Here is an 18489-nt window from a genome sequence, read left to right as displayed (position 1 = left end):
GACTCCACGAGGACGAGGCCATTGGGTGGACGATGGCGGGATTTAAATACCAGGGGGAGACATTCACAAGAAAGCGGGAGTATGAGTGATCTTAGCCGCTTTCAACGAGCCTCAATCACTTCTCCTTGTCCAGAAGTGACTGCATCATGGTTTGGATGCTCTCATTGGCCTTCGGGTCTTTCGGCAATGCATCGAGGATGTTGCGCAACTGTTGAAGGTATTTGCAGTCACTCAGATTGGCACTGACAGCGGAAAGATGCTCACGCAGCTCATTGGTGGCACTCTGGGTCGTGAGTCGTAGATCTGGGGCGATCTCTGTAGGTGCCTCCGCAGCGATGCTGTTGCAGACTTCCAACACGCGTAGCCATAACCCGGTGTCGATGAGATGGGACAGGTCGTCGTCCTGCATCTCGTGCAGCAGGCGGCTCATTTCATCCTGCGTCAGGCTTATTTCCGTGCGCAGCTCTTTCCACTGCTCCATTTCGGCCATTTTGCCCTGCGCCATGAGCCGCGGCATGATGCCATCTCCCACACCGATCATGCGGCAGTAGGTGACGAGGTCTTGGTTGTTGTTGCGGAATTGCTGTGAGTCCGTGGCCTGCCAGATGAGGTGGCTCTCTGCCACGAGACTGCCGAGGATGAGTGCGGCTTTCGCTCGGTCCACGGGCGGTGTGGGTGGTGGTGGGCGGAAATAGAGCCGCCAACGGGCTTTCGCCGTTTTCCCGAGAGCATCGAGGAATTCTGCGGGTGAGGTTTTTTTCGCCGCGATGAGCGCTGGGGTCGATTCCTGGCCGCAAACTGCCCTCAGGCCGCAAAGCAGGCCTAAGGCGAGGATTTGGCAAAAAATTCGGTTTTTCATCAAGCGTGGTTTTAGACGGGGAAAGCCCATCTTTACTCGACTGTGACGCTTTTCGCCAGATTTCTCGGTTTATCGACATCACAGCCGCGAGCGACGGCGGTGTAGTAGCTCAGGAGCTGTAGCGGGATGACATTGAGCAGCGGCGTGAGGTAGCTGGGACAGTCGGGCACGTAGATCACATCATCGGTGATGCGCTCCAGCTCGGTGCGGCCCTCGGTGGTGACGGCGATGACCGGGCCTTTGCGGGCGCGGACTTCCTCGATGTTGCTGACGTTTTTATCAAAGACGGCGTCGTCCGGCGCGATGAAGACGCTCGGCATGTCGGGCTTCACCAGTGCGATGACGCCGTGCTTCAGCTCGGCGCTGGGGTGGCCGCTGGCGTAGATGTAGCTGATCTCCTTCATCTTTAGCGCTCCTTCGAGTGCGACGGGGTAGTTCGCCTGGCGGCCCATAAAGAGCATGCCCTCGGCATGGCAGTGCTTCTCGGCGATGGCCTTGATCTTGTCCGCTTGCTTCAAAATGGTCACGATCTTGTCGGGGATGGCCTCCAGCTCATCAATCATCTCCAAGCCATCCACGCTACTGAGGTGGTGGATGCGCCCGAGTAGCAGGCTGATCAATGTGAGGATCGTCACCTGCGAGGTGAAGGTCTTTGTCGCTGCCACGCCGATCTCCGGCCCAGCGTGGATGTACACGCCGCCGTCGCTCTCACGCGCGATGGTGCTGCCGACAGTGTTCACGATACCGAGGCAGCGGATGCCTTTGCGCTGGCCCTCGCGCATCGCCGCGAGGGTATCAATCGTCTCGCCGCTCTGGCTCATGACGAATTGCAGCGTATTCTTGTTCGCCGGCACATTGCGGTAGCGGAACTCACTCGCGATCTCCACCTCCGTCGGCACGCGTGCCAGCGTCTCGATCAGATACTCACCCACCATCGCTGCATGATACGCCGTGCCGCAGCCTGCGAGGATGATGCGGTCGATCTGCGCCAGCTCACGCGGCGTCATGTTTAGCCCTCCGAGGATGGCGGTGCATTCATCGCGTGAAAGGCGGCCACGCATCGCATTGCGCATCGCAGTGGGTTGCTCATAGATTTCTTTGAGCATGTAATGCGGGAACTCGCCCTTCTCCGCATCGTCCGCAGTGAACTCCACGCGGCTGACCTTCACCTCCGCAGGCACACCCTGGTGTGATTGCACATCGTAGCTGTCCTGCGTGATGGTGACGATGTCGTAGTCATTCAGATAGACCACGTCACGCGTGTGATTCACCACTGCCGCCACATCGCTGGCCAGAAAGTGCTCATTTTTACCGAGGCCGATGATCAGCGGGCTGCCCAGCCGCGCCCCGACGATCACGCCCGGTAGATCCGCATGCATCACTGCGATGCCGTAGGTGCCCTTCACACGACCGAGAGCGGCCTTCACTGCACCGACGAGCCGCTGCATGCCATCTTTCTCGGTCGATTCATCATAGTAAGTGCCGACGAGATGTGACAACACTTCCGTATCTGTCTGGGAGTGAAACACATGCCCTTTGGCGACAAATTGATCCCGGATCGTCTGGTAGTTCTCGATCACGCCATTGTGCACCAGCACCAGTTTGCCGCCCTGATCGGGATGCGGATGTGCATTCTCATCCGTCGCTGGTCCATGTGTCGCCCAGCGGGTGTGGGAGATGCCCATCGTGCCCTGCGGGGCCGCCTGCTCCACTGCCGCACGCAGATTATCGATGCGCCCTGCCTTCTTCACGATGCGCAGCCCATCCACGCCATTGAGCGCCATCCCCGCCGAGTCATAGCCACGGTATTCCAAACGACGCAACCCATCGAGAAGGATGGAGCTTGCCTGACGAGTGCCGATATAGCCGACGATGCCGCACATAGATAATTTTGAGGTAAGGGGTGAAAAAAGGGGCGAACCCTTACTCCCTGCCACATCCTGCGCTACTTATTCGTTTTTCGGCCCAACCTACTCTACATGCCTCCCCGCATCCTCATCATCGGCCAAGGCCTCGCTGGCACCGCGCTTGCATGGCGGCTGTGGGAGCGTGGCGTGCCGTTTGTGCTCGTGGACCGCGAGGAGGCGGTGACATGCTCCAAAGTCGCAGCCGGGCTCGTCACTCCCGTCACAGGCATGCGGCTGAAGGTGAGCTGGCGTTTTGAGGCGTTTTACCGTGAGGCCGTTTTCTTTTACCGCCGTGTCTCGCAGACATTGGACACGCGTTTTTTCTTCCCACGCGGTCATGTGCGCCTGCTGAAGGATGAAATCGAACGCGAAAAATGGCCGCGTCGTCTCGCCGAAGCCGAGGTGGCAGACTTTGTCACCACGCAGTCACCGCAGCTCGATGCGGAGGTTTTTACGACACCGCATGAAGGCTTCCAAATGCGCCACGCCGCCTGGATGGACACTGCGGCCTATCTCGACGCCAGTCGCGGCTTTTTCGCCGGACACGGTCAGTATCAAAAAGCCGATGTGAGGCCCGAAAACGTCGTTTCGGATGAAAAGAGCGTCACCTGGCGTGGCGAGGCCTTTTCGCACGTCATCTGGGCACAGGGCTGGGAAGCTGCGAGGCATCCGTTTTTCGCCTGGGTGCCCTTTCAGAGCGCCCTGGGCACCATCCTGACCGCGCAGGCCGACCTGCGTGGTGAACGGCGCATCCTCAATCGCGGCTGCTGGCTGCTCCCGATGAAGGACGGCACACTGCGAGCCGGATCGACCTACGAATGGCAATTCGCAGGCCCCCACACACCCTCCGAGTCCGCCGTGGCCGGTTTAGAGACCAAACTACGTGCACTGGTGAAAACACCGCTCCAAGTCCTCTCTTCCCAAAGCGCCGTGCGGCCCATCATCAAAGGCAAACAAGCCCTCTGCGGCACACACCCGTCCCACCCCCGCGTCGCCTTCCTCAACGGCCTCGGCTCCAAAGGCACCCTGCGTGCCCCCTGGCTCGCCAAGCAACTCGTCGAGTACCTTCTCGACGGCACCACCCTAGACGCGGAGCTGGATTTGCAGGGGAACTAAGGCCTCTTTTCGCCGAGCATATCCCATGCCTTGAAGAGCTTTTCGCCCTGCTGCGGGTTGATCATCTTCACATATCCGAGCATGCCGCTGACCCAACCTGTGAAGTTGTCGTGGCCGATGCGGTTCTGTGCAGGGATGCTGGTCTTTGCAGCCTGGTGCAGGATCGCTCGCAGTTGACGGCGGGTCTTGCGTGGGACGTTGCAATGATCATTCACCACCACGCCAGTGACGCTTTGCTGCGCGTTGCGGCGCTGGATGCGGGTTTTCGCTTCGTTCACCTCGAAGTGCTCGTCCTTCACGATGTGGTGGAGGCGGCTGAGGATCAAAGCGGTGGCTTTCGCTGCTTCGTCATCTGTAGAGAAGGTCAAATCGTCGGCGTAGCGCGTGTAGGTCCAGCCATGCTTCGCGGCGAGTGCGGCAAAGCGCAGATCGAGCTTCCGGGCGCAGAGATTGCTCAGCGCGGGGCTGGTGCAGGCTCCTTGCGGCAGCGCTCGCGGCCCGGTGGCGACGTGGAAGGTCTGCCCATCATACTCGACGGTGCGGCGCGGGCATTCTGTGCAGATCAGCGCCAGCACAGTCGCTACCGAAGGCGAGTAGCCGAGCTGCTGAAAAATGCCGCGCACTCGTGGGAGGGTGATGCTGGGAAAAAAGTCCTTCAAATCCGCATTCAAGACCACGTCCTTGCCCGTGTGCGAGCGTGCGTTCGTTAGCGTGCCGCGTCCTTTGACGAAACCATGCGCCACACCGCTCACCGGCACGCGTTCGAGGATGTTTTGCAGGATCCAGCGCTGTGCACGGGCGAGGTCGGCATGCGGCGCGGCGAGTTCACGCACGCCGCCGCTTTTCTTCGGGATTTGAAAGCGGATGTAGTGCGTCACCACAGCCACCTCGGCATGAAAAGCGAGCCAGCGCAGTCGTTTTACCGGCAGTTCGAGTGCTGTAGCCACTTCAGCGGGAGTGGAAAGCACAGGCAGCTTGGCTTCCTGAAGTTTTTCGACATGCGAACGCCGATCCGCCAGTCCGCCGGAGACGCCACGACCGAGGAAGATGATGTCCGAGGCCTTGCGATGAGCGATGGCGGCCTCGCGGTCGGCTTTGCGTTTCGCGGCCTCGGCTTTCTTTTGGCGCTTCAGCTCGGCCTTCGCGGCCTTGTCGGCATTCACCGCAGCCTGACCTTGATGCCGCGCCCAGTTGAAATCAGGCCGCAACTCGGCCATTTTTTCGCCGATTTCATGGATCTGCGTGAGTTCCTCTGGCGTGATGAGCCCCTCGCCCACCATCGCGCGATCAATCATGAGCGTGCGTGGGTCTGTGACGGGCGGAATGACGCTCTGACGGCCAAAAGCGAACAAATTGCTCCAAAGCGGCCTTCCCATGGCCTTTGCCTGTTTTTTCGCCGCTTCGCTGGAAATGGCCTCAAACACTTGCGAGTCGAGATGAGCCAATGTTTGCCGTTTCGGCGGTTGCGGAGGTGTTTTGGCCTGCGGCACGGCATTTCTCACCGGCGTCGTTTCCCGGCGCGGGAGTGGTGGAGGCGTGCTGGAGCCGCCAAAGAGGCTTTTGATGAAACTGAACAGTCCCATGGGTGTGTTCTGCGTCCGAAGAGGTGATGTTTCGAGATTTTCCGGGAGGGGCGCATGCGTCACTGACTACTTGCTCAGGACCAAGTCCGTTCACTCAGGCAATTGCGCATACCACGCACGTGAGAACGTTTGGGTTGCCTTGGCCAAGTGCTGGGTGACGCGATTGCCACCCGAACAACGGGCTTGGGGATGCATGGACGGGCAACTTCATTCGCGGCGGAACACCGCAAGGATGGTCTCAGTGAGCATGCGTCCCCTCTCGGGAAATGTGGGAAAGATCTTTTTCGGTGGTGGCGGCCTCCGTGGTTAAGGGTTCATGTGCGGAACCCAGACCAGAGCCTCTCATACAGAGATGGCGTTCTTGGGTCAACCGGGTTCAAAATCGTTCTGCGGAAGGCGATGAGGTGGCGGCACGGCCCTTTCCTCAGTCCTCCTTTAAAATGATGCGAGCAGTCGCATTTGGCGCGTTTCATCATGCCATCGCGGTCGAGCAGCAGCTCCACGTTTCGTGTCTGCACCTTGCCGATGTGCAGCTTGGTGTCGTTCGGTGCATCGGCGCTACTCATCACGCGAACCTCGCGGTCGGCGATGGCACGTGCGGCTTTCGCCTCCTCGTTCTCTGGCCCGAGCTGCGCCTCGCCGAGCACCTGCGGCATGATTTGCCGCCAGCGATAGACTTGGTGCGGCAGATCAAAGATCACCTGCCCGGAATGCGCGAGATGCTTCAAAGCAGCCGCGGTCATCGCGTCCGAACTCGCCGCCGCGCTCGTCAGCGAGGAGAGGTTCGCGCTTTGTTCCTGCTTCAACGTGGCAGCGACTCTTTCGATCAGTGCCGTGGTCGGTTCCTGCGGAGGATGCAGCAGATCGAGAGCGCTGCCACGCGTCCAGTCATTCGTCGTCCAGCCGGAGAGGCCGAGCGTGAGCTTCATCGGTCCCATGTGCGCGATCCACAGGCTGGGCAGGCCCGTGCCGAGCAGGCACACCTCCACGCGATCGATCAGCGGCAGCAAACGGGCGAGCGTGAGCAGCCTGCGCACGCCCCACACGCGGATCGGCTCCATCGACTGCGCACACGGCGGCGCGGAGCGGTCGATCACACGCTGCTCCCATGGCTCCAGCACCAGCTCTGGCGCACGGCCTTCTACGATCTCAAAACGCAATGCACGCGGGCTACGCGGTGCTTTGTGACGGCGCAGCCAGGCGAGTAGCGAGTACAAGCCCTGCCGCGAGAGTGTCAGGCGTCGCATCGGCAGCGTCATCGCGCCCTGGAGCTGCATGAAGCCGCGCAGCCAGCCTGCGGGCAGGTCGATCTTTTCTTCACGATAGTCATCGCCACCCTGCACATTCACTTCAAAGCCGGAGGGATCGACGGTGAACCGCGCGGGCTGGTAGGTGCGCAGCGTCTGGAAGTGATTAAACAGGTCCCATGAGTAGTCCACATTCGTCGTTCCGCACTGCACGCCACCAGCGGAGGCAAAGCACTCGTCACGCTCCACGCTGAGGCAGCCGTAGCTCGACTCATCCGCGCTGAAGCACTCAAAAAAGACCACGTCTGGTGCCACGGTGATGACTGGGTCGCAGGGCAGGAGCATGCGCCACAGCTCCTGGTCATGCTTACGCAGATGATCGGAGTATTTCGTCCGCGCGGACCAGTAGCGCTTTCGCGCCACGTCGAACTGCTTCTCAAAATCACGCGGGATCGCCTCCTTGTGCTTTGCCTGCACGATTAGCTGCGCTTCACGCGTCGCGTCGTTGCGCATCAGGCGCTCGCGTTGCAGCTCGCCCTTCTTCCATTCGTCGTAAGCTGTTTTGTCGCGGGGTTTGAAGCGCAGGTCGTTGATGACCACGTCATGCAGCGCGGAGATGGCCTCGCGGAAGGCCAGCGGGTTCTTCAGAGCCGCGTCAAAGGCCACCGCGTCCCGCGCCAGGTTCGGCGCGAGCGAAACGACCTGCCCGCCGCTGTTTTCGGCGACGTGGCTGCGTCCGCGATAGGCAAAGGTGATGTTCATGCGGCGGCCTTGAGTTGAGTTTCGGCCAGCGGATGCAGTTTCAGCTCCGGCAGCGCGGTAGTGACCGCTTGCTCCAGATCCGGTCGGAGTGCCAGCAGCGACATCACCGACGCGAGCGCCGCTCGTGCCTCCGGCCCGCGGATCGAGCGCACGGTGGCGACGAGCACGGGCAGCAGTTTTACATCCGGCGCGGCCGCCAGCGCATCGGCGATCTGCCGCAGCGCCTTCAATTTCTGCCTACCACCGCGATGCACGTCCAGCAGCACACTCGTCCACACGGGCGCGAGGTCCTCCGCATTCACCGGCGGCTTTTCGGCACGAATCGTGAGCACATCCACCATGCGCATGCGCAGGTCGGGATACGGCGTCTCCGCGAGCCGGCTCCACAGCGCCGCATCGGCCCAGCCGGTGGAGTTTTCCTGCTCCATCCACGCCCAGGCACCTTCACGGATGCCCGCATTGGCACTGTCAAAGAACCGGCAGGTCTGCGCCACGTTGTAATGCTCCGCCGTGCCGATCTGCGCCAAAACCCAGCGTGCGATCTCGCCGCCCAGGCCGAGGCACTGCGCCCGCCACAAGCCTGCTATGATCGCTCGCTCCGTCGCGTCACGTGGCGGTGTCTTTTCGAGGAAGCGCAGCCCCAGTCGCGAGATCGGCGCGGCCTTCGCGGAGGCAATTTCGACGCGTTGAGCGAGCGAGAGCCGATCTTCGCGCACATGCTTCAACATCGCGTCGCAGAGCAACTGGGCCACTTTCGGGTTCTCGTTCTTCAACAGGACCAACCACGTCTCCAGCGGCCAATTCGCCGCTTCTGCGCAGTTCGCGAGCAACTCCGCGCCGTAGCTCTGCACCTCCTCATCCGCGTGACCGAGCATACGCGTCAAAATCTCCGCCGTAGGTGCTGCGGCGATCATTTTGGCCAGTTCGCGGTGCCACGCGAGCGCCCAGATGCGAACGAGTCGCGACTGCGCCGCAATGACCAGCTCCAGCGCCGCCGTCACACCGCTCGCCGAGCGCCAATGCCGCGAAAAAGACGGTTCTGGCCGCAAATCCGCCAAAGTGCGTCCTTCTTTGAGCGAAGCCCTCAAATTGCTGAACTCCACCGCCTCGCTCTCGCCATGCAGCGCATGCATGAGGCTCCAACTATCGATCAAATGCTCCCCAGCCGCCAAATCCGCATCCGCAAAGCCTGCCAGCGCCGGAACGATGGCCGTGAGATAGTGTGGGCCATCCTTGAAGCCCAATTTGCGAAAGTAGCGCCAAACGCGGCGCTGCAGGTAGTAGCGCGTGCGGTATTTGAAGAGGCGGTGCTTGGGCTTCACCGGTGGTTTCACGGTGATCATCTTACCCGTCATTGGACTGCGAGTCGAGTACTCCAAAACAGGCATCACATCGCGAGGCGTGGCCAGGATTTCAGATTTGATGATTGTACGTGTGGCTTGGTCCCATTTCCGGTCCATTTTGCGCACCCGCCGCACCAGCCGGTCAAATACCACCAGGAACCTCGCCATCGCCGCATCATCGCCACGAGCCTCTGCCGCTTTGAAAAGCCGTTTCACAACGACTTGGTGGCCCTGTTTGTCGAGTGGCAGCTCTAGGTAGCGCTGGATCATCGTGCGTGCCCAAGGCCGGGGATCGTTTTTCCACTTTTCTGCCAAGCTGGCGAGCATCTTCGGCTGGTCCATGCTGCGAATCGTGTCGAGAAACGCATCCGCTCCCGCGCTGAGTTGTTCCTCAGCCAGAAGATGCATGCCGCGTTGATCACTCGAATTTCCCACGGGCGCGGAGTCTGGGGAGAAAGCGAAAAAGCGTCAATGAAAAGTCTTCGGGAATTACTTCAATACACACTGTCACTCTCTTACGATCTCATCAGGCAACTCATTGTGATCGGTGGGCTGCGAGGGGAAATGGGTCGCTAAAACGTCGCCGATTTGCTGTATCACGCGGATGAGTGCGCCGGTGTAGTCCCCGGTGCGGAAGCCCGTGGAGAGCTCGGTGGCGAGGTGGTTCCAGAAGCCGGGGGTGCAATGCTGGTGCAGGGCTTCATCGCCAATGATGGCGAATTTTCGCGCGGTGGGCGCGATGAAGATGAGCGCGGCGTTGCGGCGGGCGGTTTGGTGCATCTTCAGGCGTGCAAAGGCCTCCCAGGCTCCGCGCACGGCATCGGTGACGCTGCGGTTGGTGATCAATACGCGGATCTCACCGCTGGAGCGTGATTCTGCATCGCGAATGGCGGCGAGGACGGCCTCGTCGCGGATGTGGGTGATCATTTCGTCGGCATTCATATCACCAATCGCCACTGGCGCCTCCTCCGCCCGTGCTGCCGCCGCCGTCTGACCAGGAGGAACTTGCACTGGTATCCCAAGACGTGCCGCTGCTGTTCCAGCTCGTGTTACCGATGGACCAATCGTTGTTATTTGACCATGAAGGATGCAAAATGCGCCGACCATCTGGTCCATATAAAACGCCGCCGAGACTTTGTTGCCGTCGTTTATTGAGCCAGACTGCAAAGACGTACAAGCCCATGATTCCTAATATTAAATAAATGGCAGTGTAGTCTTTGCCTGCCTTTTGCTCCGCTACGGTTCTGCCGGTGCCTTTATACTCGCCCTTGGTCGCAGTGATCATTGCATCCACGGCCAGGCTCGCGCCACCGGTGTAGTTGCCACTGCGGAAAAAAGGCTTCATCGCTTCGATGATGCGGTGGCATTCTGCGTCGGTGAGGCTGGCCTCCAGGCCGTAACCGGTCTGGATGCGCATTTTGCGGTCCTGGGTGAAAACGAAGAGCACCGCGCCATTGTCCTTGTCTTTTTGGCCGACGCCCCAGCTCTCGAAGGCACGCGTGCAGTAGTCCTCGATGCTCGAATCCGTGAGCATGCGGGAGTAAATGGCGACGAGGAGCTGATTGGAGCTGTCGCGCTCGAACTGGGCGAGTTTTTCGTTCAACTGATCCGCCTCCGCAGGGCGCACGGCGCGGGTGTAATCATTGAAAAAACGCTGCGGCTTCACCAGCGGCGTCTCAGCAGCGTGGCTGGTGAAAAACGCCGACGTCAGGAGCAGCGCGGCGCAGATGGTGCGCAGGGAGTGCATCAGGGTTGGGCCTTGCTGCCGCCGCCGAAGTTAAAGTCCACTTTGGGAGGCTCTTCGCTGCCTTCCTTGGCTTTGAAGTAGGGCCGCTCGGTGAAGCCAAGCGCACCTGCAAAGAACACACCTGGGACACTCTTGATCTTGGTGTTGAAGGTCTGCACGACTTCGTTGAAACGACCGCGCTCGACGCTGATGCGGTTCTCCGTGCCTTCGAGCTGCGCCTGGAGGGACTGAAAGCCCGCGTTGGCCTTCAAGTCGGGGTATTTTTCCACGATGACCATGAGGCGGCCCAGGGCACCTCCGAGAGCCCCCTGAGCCTTTTCAAACTGGGCCAGTTGCTCTGCATCTTGAGGTGCATTGTTGAGCTGCACTTTGCCGACAGAGGCACGGGCCTCGGTGATGTCGGTGAGCGTGCTTTTTTCGAAGTTCGCCGCGCCTTCGACGGTCTTCACGAGGTTTGGGATGAGATCGGCACGTCGCTGATACACATTTTCCACCTGTGCCCAGGCCGCGTTCACACCCTGATTGGATGAAACGAGACCGTTGTAGCTGCTGACGCCCGCCAGAGCGAGCACGACGAGGATTCCGATGAGGACGAGGGAGGCTTTCATAGCGGCTGCGAGTCTAGGAGGTGGCAGCGCGGTGACGAAGAGAATTTTGGACCAAAATTGCATCCTGAGCAGATGACGCCATGATCGGCGCATGAACGAAAAACCCACTCTCTCCAGCGCCAGCGGCGGTTTGCCGTCTTCCGTGCGGTGGGCGCAGCTCATCCTGCGTGATCGGCTCGGTGCCGGTGACGTGGTGGTGGATGCGACGATGGGCAATGGGCACGACACGCTGTTTTTGAGCGAATGCGTGGCTCCAGATGGTCGCGTGTTTGCCTTTGATGTGCAGGCAGCGGCTTTGACGGAAACGGCGAAACGTGTGCCGATGGAGCGATGCACGCTGATTCATGCCGGACATGAAACGATGCGTGAAAAGCTGCCTGCGGAGCTGCATGGGCAGATCGCGGCGATCATGTTCAATTTGGGCTACCTGCCCGGCAGTGACAAAACATGCATCACCCGCACGGAGACGACGCTCGCGGCTTTGAGTCAAGCCGCCGAGCTGCTCCGCCCCGGCGGCATCATCACGCTGGCCGTGTATCCCGGCCACGAGGGCGGTGCGGAGGAATCCCGCGAAATCTCGAAATGGGCTGCGCAGCTCGATCCGCGTCGTTTTGAGGTGCAGCATCTGCGGCCCGTGAACCGCAGCGCGGCTCCACCGGAGCTGTGGCTGATCTGGCGCGGCCTGCGCACTCAATAACCGAGCCACGGGCCGAGCCAGCGCTCCATTTCTTCGACGCTCATGCCTTTGCGCTTCGCGTAGTCTTCGACTTGGTCCTTTGCGACGACGCTGATGCCAAAGTAGTGCGAGTCTGGGTGCGAGAAATACAAGCCGCTCACGGCGCTGCCGGGATGCATCGCCATACTCTCTGTGAGCTCCACGCCGGTCTTCGCAGTCGCATCGAGCAGGGCGAAGAGAATCTCCTTCTCCGTGTGATCCGGCTGCGCGGGATAACCCGGTGCTGGACGGATGCCACGGTAGTTTTCTTTAATGAGATCCGCGTTTGCGAAGTCGCCGGGCTTTTCATAGCCCCACGCAAACCTCGCCTGCTGATGCAAATACTCCGCAAAGGCCTCCGCGAGCCTGTCAGCGATACCTTTGCTCAAAATGGCCTGGTACGGATCTGGCACGGCATCGAACTCCTTCGCCAGCTCATCCGCGCCGTGAATGCCGACGCAGAAGCCGCCGATGTGATCGGTGCGACCGCTGTCTTTCGGGGCGACGTAGTCGCTGAGGGCGTAGTTGGCGGTGTCTTTCTTGATCACCTGCTGGCGCAGCGTGTGGAAGGTCGTTTTGAGCTTCCCGCCTTCATAGACCTCGATGTCGTCGCCGACGCTATTCGCCGGGAAGAGTCCAAAAACGCCTTTCGCGGTGAATCGCTTCTCCGCGATGATGCGGTCGAGCAGGGCCTGGGCGTCGTTGTAGAGCTTTGATGCCTCGGCCTCGGCTTTGACCTTCATTTCGGCATCTTCATGCGCGGAGGAGAAACGCTTGTCGGCGGCGATCCAGCGCCCACGCAGCTCCCACGAGTGGAAGAAGGGCGACCAGTCGATGAACTCGCGCAGCGTGGCGATGAGCTCGGGGCCTTCGAAAGTCTTCGTGCCGGTGAAGCTCGGCGTGGCGATGTCCTGCGTGCTCCAGTCGAACTTTTGGCCCTTCTCACGCGATTCGGCGATGCTGAGGAGCTGGCGGTCCTTTTTCTTGCCGTACTCCTCTCGGAGCTTCGCGTGGCGTTCCGCGTTTTTCTTCACGAAGTCGGCTCGCTGGTCCTCGCTGATGAGCGAGGTGGTCACGGGCACGCTGCGGGAGGCATCGAGCACATGCACGATGGGTCCGCTGTATTTCGGCGCGATCTTGATGGCCGTATGAGCGGCGCTGGTGGTGGCACCACCGATCAAAAGAGGCTGCTTGAAGCCCAGGCGCTCCATCTCGGAGGCGACGTGCACCATTTCATCGAGCGACGGCGTGATGAGGCCGCTGAGGCCGATGACATCGGCGCCGACTTCGATCGCTTTGTCGAGAATCTTCTGGCACGGCACCATCACGCCCATGTCGGTGACCTGGTAGTTGTTGCAGGCCAAAACGATGCCGACGATGTTTTTGCCGATGTCATGCACATCGCCCTTCACGGTGGCGAGTACGATTTTGCCCGCGCTGCGCTGCGCCGGGTTGGCGAGCTTTTCCTGCTCCATGTAGGGCTGCAAGTAAGCGACGCTCTGCTTCATTACGCGGGCGCTCTTCACGACCTGCGGCAGGAACATTTTGCCCGCGCCGAAGAGGTCGCCGACGACGCTCATGCCGTCCATGAGCGGGCCTTCGATGACGCTGAGCGGCTTGCCGAGCTTCGCGAGTGCCTCGGCGGTGTCTTCGTTGATGAAATCGGTGATGCCTTTGAGCAATGCGTGCTCCAGGCGCTTCTCGACGCTGGCTTCACGCCAGCTCATGTCGATCTCGGCCTTCTTCGCACTGCCAGCTTGGCCTTTGAACTGCTCGGCGTAATCGACGAGCACCTCGGTGGCCTCTTTGTTGCGGTTGAGGATCACATCCTCGACCTTCACGAGCATCTCCTGCGGGATCTCCTCATACACCTCGAGCATGCCGGCATTCACGATGCCCATGTCCATGCCTGCTTTGATGGCGTGATACAGGAACACGCTGTGCATGGCCTCGCGCACCTTGTTGTTGCCGCGGAAGCTGAAGCTGATGTTGCTGACGCCGCCGCTGACCTTCGCGTGAGGCAGGTTCGCTTTGATCCAGCGCGTGGCCTCGATGAAATCGACGGCGTAGTTGTTGTGCTCCTCGATGCCGGTGGCGACGGTGAGGATGTTCGGATCGAAAATGATGTCCTCGGGCGGGAAACCGACTTCATCGACGAGGATGCGATACGCCCGCTCGCAGATGCGGATCTTGTCTTCGTAAGTCGCGGCCTGGCCCTGCTCGTCGAAGGCCATCACGACGGTGGCTGCGCCGTATTGTTTGATCTTGGTGGCGTATTCTTTGAACTTCGCCTCGCCTTCCTTCAGCGAGATGGAGTTCACGATGCCTTTGCCTTGCAGGCACTTCAGACCAGCCTCGATGATCTCCCACTTTGAGGAATCGACCATGAAGGGCACTTTGTTCACCTCCGGCTCGGTTTGCAGGAGCGTGAGAAACTTCGTCATCATCGGCACGCCGTCGATGAGGCCCTCGTCCATGCACACGTCGATGACGTTTGCGCCGCTCTCGACCTGCTGACGCGCGATGGCGACGGCTTCCTCGAGTTTGTTTTCCTTGATGAGCTTCGCGAATTTCGGCGAGCCGGCCACGTTCGTGCGCTCGCCGATCATAAGATAATTCGAGCCGGGGCTGAGCACATACGGCTGCGAGCCGCTGAGGCGCATCGTGTGCGGATCGGCGGGCACTTCACGCGGCGCGAGACCTTCCACGGCCTTCGCGATGGCGGCGATGTGCGCAGGCGTGTTGCCGCAGCAGCCGCCCATGATGTTCACGAAGCCGCTGCCCGCGAAATCCTTCGCGTAGCCCGCCATGTCCGGCGGCAGCAAATCGAAGCCCGTGGGTGCCAGTGGGTTCGGCATGCCCGCATTCGGATACGCCGACACGAAGCAATCTGCCTTCGCGGCGAGTTCTTCGAGGAAGGGGCGCATCTTGTCCGGGCCAAGTGAGCAATTCAGACCGATAGACAGCGGCTTCACATGCCGCATGGCATTCAAATACGCCTCCGTCACCTGCCCGGAGATCATCGTCTCGCCACCGGGGCCGACAGCGGCGCTGATCTGCACCGGCAGCTCGATTTTGTCCTCTTCAAAGACCTCGCGAATCGCCACGAGGGCCGTCTTCGCGTTCAGCGAGTCGAAAATGGTCTCGACCATGAGCGTATCGACACCACCGGCGATGAGGGCGCGGACTTGGTGCTTATACGCCTGCTTCACTTGATCGAAGGTGACGTAGCGGAAGCTCAGATCGCTCAGGTCAGGGAACTGCGTGAGCGAGACGGTGAGCGGCCCGATCGAGCCTGCGACGTAGCGCTTCCGTCCAGTCTGTTCGGCGACGATGTCCGCCCATTTGCGGCACTGACTTGCCGACTCGAAATTGATCTCCCAGGCGAGGTCATTGAGGAATTTGTCCTCAATGATGCCCTGGAAGAATTCCGGGCACTTTTTGCCTTCCCGGAAAAATTCCGCCTGAGCGATGCTCGTGGCCGAAAAGGTATTTGTCTCGATGATGTCCGCCCCAGCCTCCAGGAAGCGCTTGTGGATGTCCTCAATGATGTCCGGGCGAGTGATGGAGAGGATGTCGCCATTGTTTAGGATGTCCTTCTCATTGTCACGGAAGCGCTCACCGCGTGCGCTGGCCTCATCGAGCACGCCCTTGGCCTTGTATTCGCGGATGGTCGTGCCCATGGCCCCATCGATGACCAGGATACGCTGGCGCATGGCGGCTTCGAGTTCGGGACGGCAGTTGGGACGGGCGGGCATGCCCAGAGATTAGCGCCATAGGCGGCTAGGTCAACCCTCGCATCAACGCATCATGATTTGAGGATGCGTAACATGAATCTGATGCATATACTCTGGCCAGGCGGTTCGCCGTTCAGAGCATAGGGCTACTTTTCCCGTGCACCACCGCGCTTCCCGTCCACCATCCCCGGCCCTCCCACTCTCACATGACCTTTTCCGAGCTCCACCGCATCTATCACCAGCCTTTCTTTGACCTGCTGAAGCAGGCCCGCGCCGTGCACGACGAAAACTGGAGTGGCAATGAAGTGCAACTCTGCACACTCCTGAGCATCAAAACTGGCGGCTGTAGCGAAGACTGCGGCTACTGCGCCCAGAGTGCCCGCTACACCACAGGCGTGCAGGCAGAAAAGCTCATGCCAAAGGAGCAGATCATGGAGCGGGCTATTGCGGCCCGTGCCAATGGCTCCACCCGCTTCTGCATGGGTGCCGCCTGGAAAGGCGTGCGCAAAGGAACACAGAAATTCGATCAGGTGCTCGACATCGTGCGGGATGTCTCAAAACTCGGCATGGAAGTCTGCGTCACCCTCGGTGAACTCGGCGCAGAAGAGGCCTGCGATCTGAAGCAGGCGGGCGTCACAGCCTACAATCATAATGTGGACACCTCGCCAGAGCATTACCCGAACATCGTCAGCACCCACACCTTTGAAGATCGCCTACGCACCATCCGCCATGCGCAGGATGCAGGCATGTCCGTGTGCTGCGGCGGCATCCTCGGGCTCGGGGAGACCATCGACGACCGCCTGAAGATGCTGGAGGTCATCTCCAACTTCAATCCGCAGCCCGAAAGCGTGCCCATCAATGCGCTCATGCCCATCAAAGGCACGCCACTGGGGGATAACGAAGTCGTGGATTCCTTTGCCTTCATCCGCATGATCGCCGTCACGCGAATCGCCATCCCGAAAGCCAAAGTGCGCCTCAGCGCTGGCCGCACCAATCTCAGCCGCGAGGCGCAGGCCCTGGCCTACTTCGCCGGCGCAAACAGCATCTTCTACGGAGACAAGCTGCTCACGGCGGCCAATCCGCGTGCCAATGAAGACATGCGCCTTTTGCGCGATCTCGGCCTCGCGCCGCTCGATCCGAATCCCGGCCTAGAAGCCCCCGCTGCATGCTCGGATATGCCTTTCTCACCATGCTGTGCAGAAGGCTCCATCTGCGAAACCAGCCCCCAGGCGACTCTCTGCGCTGCGTAAAGGCAGCGATTGGCTTCTCGACGTCTCCCGCGCAGCACTTCCTCCCAGTCTGATGGGCTGGAGGAGGGTCATTGCTTGAGCCTAGCGGAAAAGAGTAAAGAGTGCTGCCTCCGGCTGACAGGCTTCTGGCACGAACACAACAACCTTGCCCTCATAGAAGCGTTTTGATAGCCTTGAGGCATGTTTGGCAAAAAACACCTCTTCATTGGCATCACGCTCTGGGCTATTGGATCAGGGACTCTTCGCTTGTCAGGCCAGTCAGCCACCAATTTGGTGAAAAACGAGGAAGAACCAGCTGCCGAGCGAGAGACGCTGACTCCACGCGAAAAACAATTCAATGAACGCCGTCTTGCGCTTATCAAACGTCGCCGTCAGGCCATCAGCGGACATGTGGCAGATGATAATGCTTCCAGATTGCTCGCTAAGCTGCCATCCGGTGAAGTGAAGTTGGATAACCGAGACCAAAGGTCCCTGACGCAGAGCCTCTTGGAGGCTTTGGATGTCCCAATTAGCTCGCAGTTGTTGGTGTTTTCAGGGTCGGCGTCACAGGGGACCAAGGTTAATCCGAAAAATCCGCGAGCCATTTACTTCAATGACGAAGTCTATATCGGCGTGGTTCCAGGTGGTTTGTTGGAGATGATCGGCGTGGACGCAAAGATCGGCGGTGTGCTTTACACGTTTCAGGGGGTGGGCACAGGGCGAGCGCCTACCACCACTGGCGGAGCTGAATGTGCACGCTGTCACTCCAGGCCGCAGTCAGGCTATGCGCAGGGTTTTTTTGTTCGATCCGTCATCCCGAATGACAGTGGGATGATGGTGGGTGCTGAGCTGTTAGGCTTTGAGGGGCATGAGCGCCCATTAGGGCGTAGGTTTGGCGGTTGGTTCGTGACCAGTGCTCACCCAGACATCTTTGGCAGATCTGGACTCGTTGCAGAAACGGATGCTGCGAATTCCAGGCGCATCATGGGTTACAGGTCCATCCAGCCCGGACAGCTTTATGATCCTAAGATGCATCTCGGGGAGACGAGCGACATCCTGGTGCACCTCCTGCACGAGCATCAAATTGGTTTTCACAACCATGTCGCGCGAGTGCTCATGAGCGCGGAGGACGACGGTCTCGAGAATGGTCAGCGCGTCATGCCGACTCATCAGCGGGACGTTGATGATTTAGTTGAGTACATGTTATTCCGCCGAGAAGCGGCGCTACCTGAGAATGGAATCGTAGGGAACCCGCAGTTCATTGCGGACTTCAGCCGCAATCGCCATGCGGCCAAATCGGGCGCTGCGCTGAAGGATCTCGAACTGACGACGCGGCTCCTCAAGCACCGCTGCTCCTACATGATCTACACTCGCCCATGGGCAGAGATGCCGCCAAAGGTGAAGAGTGAAGTTTATGCAAAACTTCACGCTGCCCTCTTCGGCAATGATGTGAGTGGCCGCCATCTGCCTAGAGAAGAAAAGCGCCAGATCATTCAAATCCTGAGAGACACACTGCCCGATCTGCCTGCCGATTGGAAGTGACGAATTTTATTGTCGCCGAGAACCCAAAAGCATAAAATCAAGCCATGAGCAACCAGACTTCCTCCACGAAGGCCTACCCAGGTTCCCTGTTTAG

Annotated in this window: 13 protein-coding genes; 4 read left to right on the top strand and 9 right to left on the bottom strand. The window is 59.9% G+C overall.

Annotated features, from left to right (window positions below; translation table 11 throughout):
* Positions 1-115 precede the first annotated feature (115 nt).
* Both IPK32_16140 and glmS read right to left on the bottom strand, forming a co-directional pair.
* Positions 116-859, bottom strand: a complete 744-nt coding sequence (locus tag IPK32_16140) for a hypothetical protein (GenBank protein ID MBK8093461.1) — start codon at positions 857-859, stop codon at positions 116-118.
* Between the two features lie 32 nt (positions 860-891).
* On the bottom strand, positions 892-2742 hold the full coding sequence (glmS, locus tag IPK32_16135) for a glutamine--fructose-6-phosphate transaminase (isomerizing) (protein MBK8093460.1): 1851 nt from the start codon (positions 2740-2742) through the stop codon (positions 892-894).
* Between the two features lie 96 nt (positions 2743-2838).
* Here glmS and IPK32_16130 point away from each other — a divergent pair, with 96 nt between their 5' ends.
* The gene (locus tag IPK32_16130; protein MBK8093459.1) at positions 2839-3882 is read left to right on the top strand and encodes an FAD-binding oxidoreductase; all 1044 of its coding nucleotides are present in this window, start codon (positions 2839-2841) and stop codon (positions 3880-3882) included.
* Here IPK32_16130 and IPK32_16125 read toward each other — a convergent pair.
* From IPK32_16125 to IPK32_16100, 6 genes are all read right to left on the bottom strand, one after another.
* Positions 3879-5465, bottom strand: coding sequence for an RNA-directed DNA polymerase (locus IPK32_16125; protein MBK8093458.1), 1587 nt, complete (start codon positions 5463-5465; stop codon positions 3879-3881). The two genes, IPK32_16130 and IPK32_16125, sit on opposite strands and share 4 nt — an antisense overlap.
* 314 nt (positions 5466-5779) lie before the next feature.
* Positions 5780-7474 (bottom strand): metal-binding protein, encoded by a 1695-nt coding sequence (locus IPK32_16120; GenBank protein MBK8093457.1) that lies wholly within the window; start codon positions 7472-7474, stop codon positions 5780-5782.
* Positions 7471-9225: a hypothetical protein gene (locus IPK32_16115; GenBank protein MBK8093456.1), complete on the bottom strand. Its 1755-nt coding sequence runs from the start codon at positions 9223-9225 to the stop codon at positions 7471-7473. The genes IPK32_16120 and IPK32_16115 overlap by 4 nt, the downstream gene beginning before the upstream one ends.
* 99 nt (positions 9226-9324) lie before the next feature.
* The gene (locus IPK32_16110; protein ID MBK8093455.1) at positions 9325-9759 is read right to left on the bottom strand and encodes a TPM domain-containing protein; all 435 of its coding nucleotides are present in this window, start codon (positions 9757-9759) and stop codon (positions 9325-9327) included.
* A 1-nt stretch (position 9760) separates the two neighbouring features.
* Positions 9761-10564, bottom strand: a complete 804-nt coding sequence (locus IPK32_16105) for a TPM domain-containing protein (GenBank protein ID MBK8093454.1) — start codon at positions 10562-10564, stop codon at positions 9761-9763.
* Positions 10564-11172 carry a LemA family protein gene (locus tag IPK32_16100; GenBank protein MBK8093453.1) on the bottom strand — a complete coding sequence of 203 codons (609 nt, stop codon included), beginning with the start codon at positions 11170-11172 and terminating at the stop codon, positions 10564-10566. Before IPK32_16100 ends, IPK32_16105 begins: the two co-directional genes overlap by 1 nt.
* A 91-nt stretch (positions 11173-11263) precedes the next feature.
* Here IPK32_16100 and IPK32_16095 point away from each other — a divergent pair, with 91 nt between their 5' ends.
* Entirely contained in the window at positions 11264-11869 is a 606-nt protein-coding gene (locus IPK32_16095) for an rRNA methyltransferase (GenBank protein MBK8093452.1), read from the top strand.
* On the opposite strand, the gene metH is transcribed toward IPK32_16095, so the two are convergent.
* Positions 11863-15645 carry a methionine synthase gene (gene metH / locus IPK32_16090; GenBank protein MBK8093451.1) on the bottom strand — a complete coding sequence of 1261 codons (3783 nt, stop codon included), beginning with the start codon at positions 15643-15645 and terminating at the stop codon, positions 11863-11865. The genes IPK32_16095 and metH overlap by 7 nt on opposite strands.
* 185 nt (positions 15646-15830) lie before the next feature.
* Here metH and bioB point away from each other — a divergent pair, with 185 nt between their 5' ends.
* Positions 15831-16874, top strand: coding sequence for a biotin synthase BioB (gene bioB / locus IPK32_16085; GenBank protein MBK8093450.1), 1044 nt, complete (start codon positions 15831-15833; stop codon positions 16872-16874).
* Positions 16875-17399: 525 nt separating this feature from the next.
* Positions 17400-18395 (top strand): hypothetical protein, encoded by a 996-nt coding sequence (locus IPK32_16080; GenBank protein ID MBK8093449.1) that lies wholly within the window; start codon positions 17400-17402, stop codon positions 18393-18395.
* The last annotated feature ends 94 nt before the right edge of the window (positions 18396-18489 follow it).

Source organism: Verrucomicrobiaceae bacterium, from assembly GCA_016713035.1.
Taxonomy (GTDB): Bacteria; Verrucomicrobiota; Verrucomicrobiia; order Verrucomicrobiales; family Verrucomicrobiaceae; genus Prosthecobacter.
The sequence above is the reverse complement of the archived record's forward strand: the minus strand, read 5'-3'. Positions and strand labels throughout refer to the sequence as shown.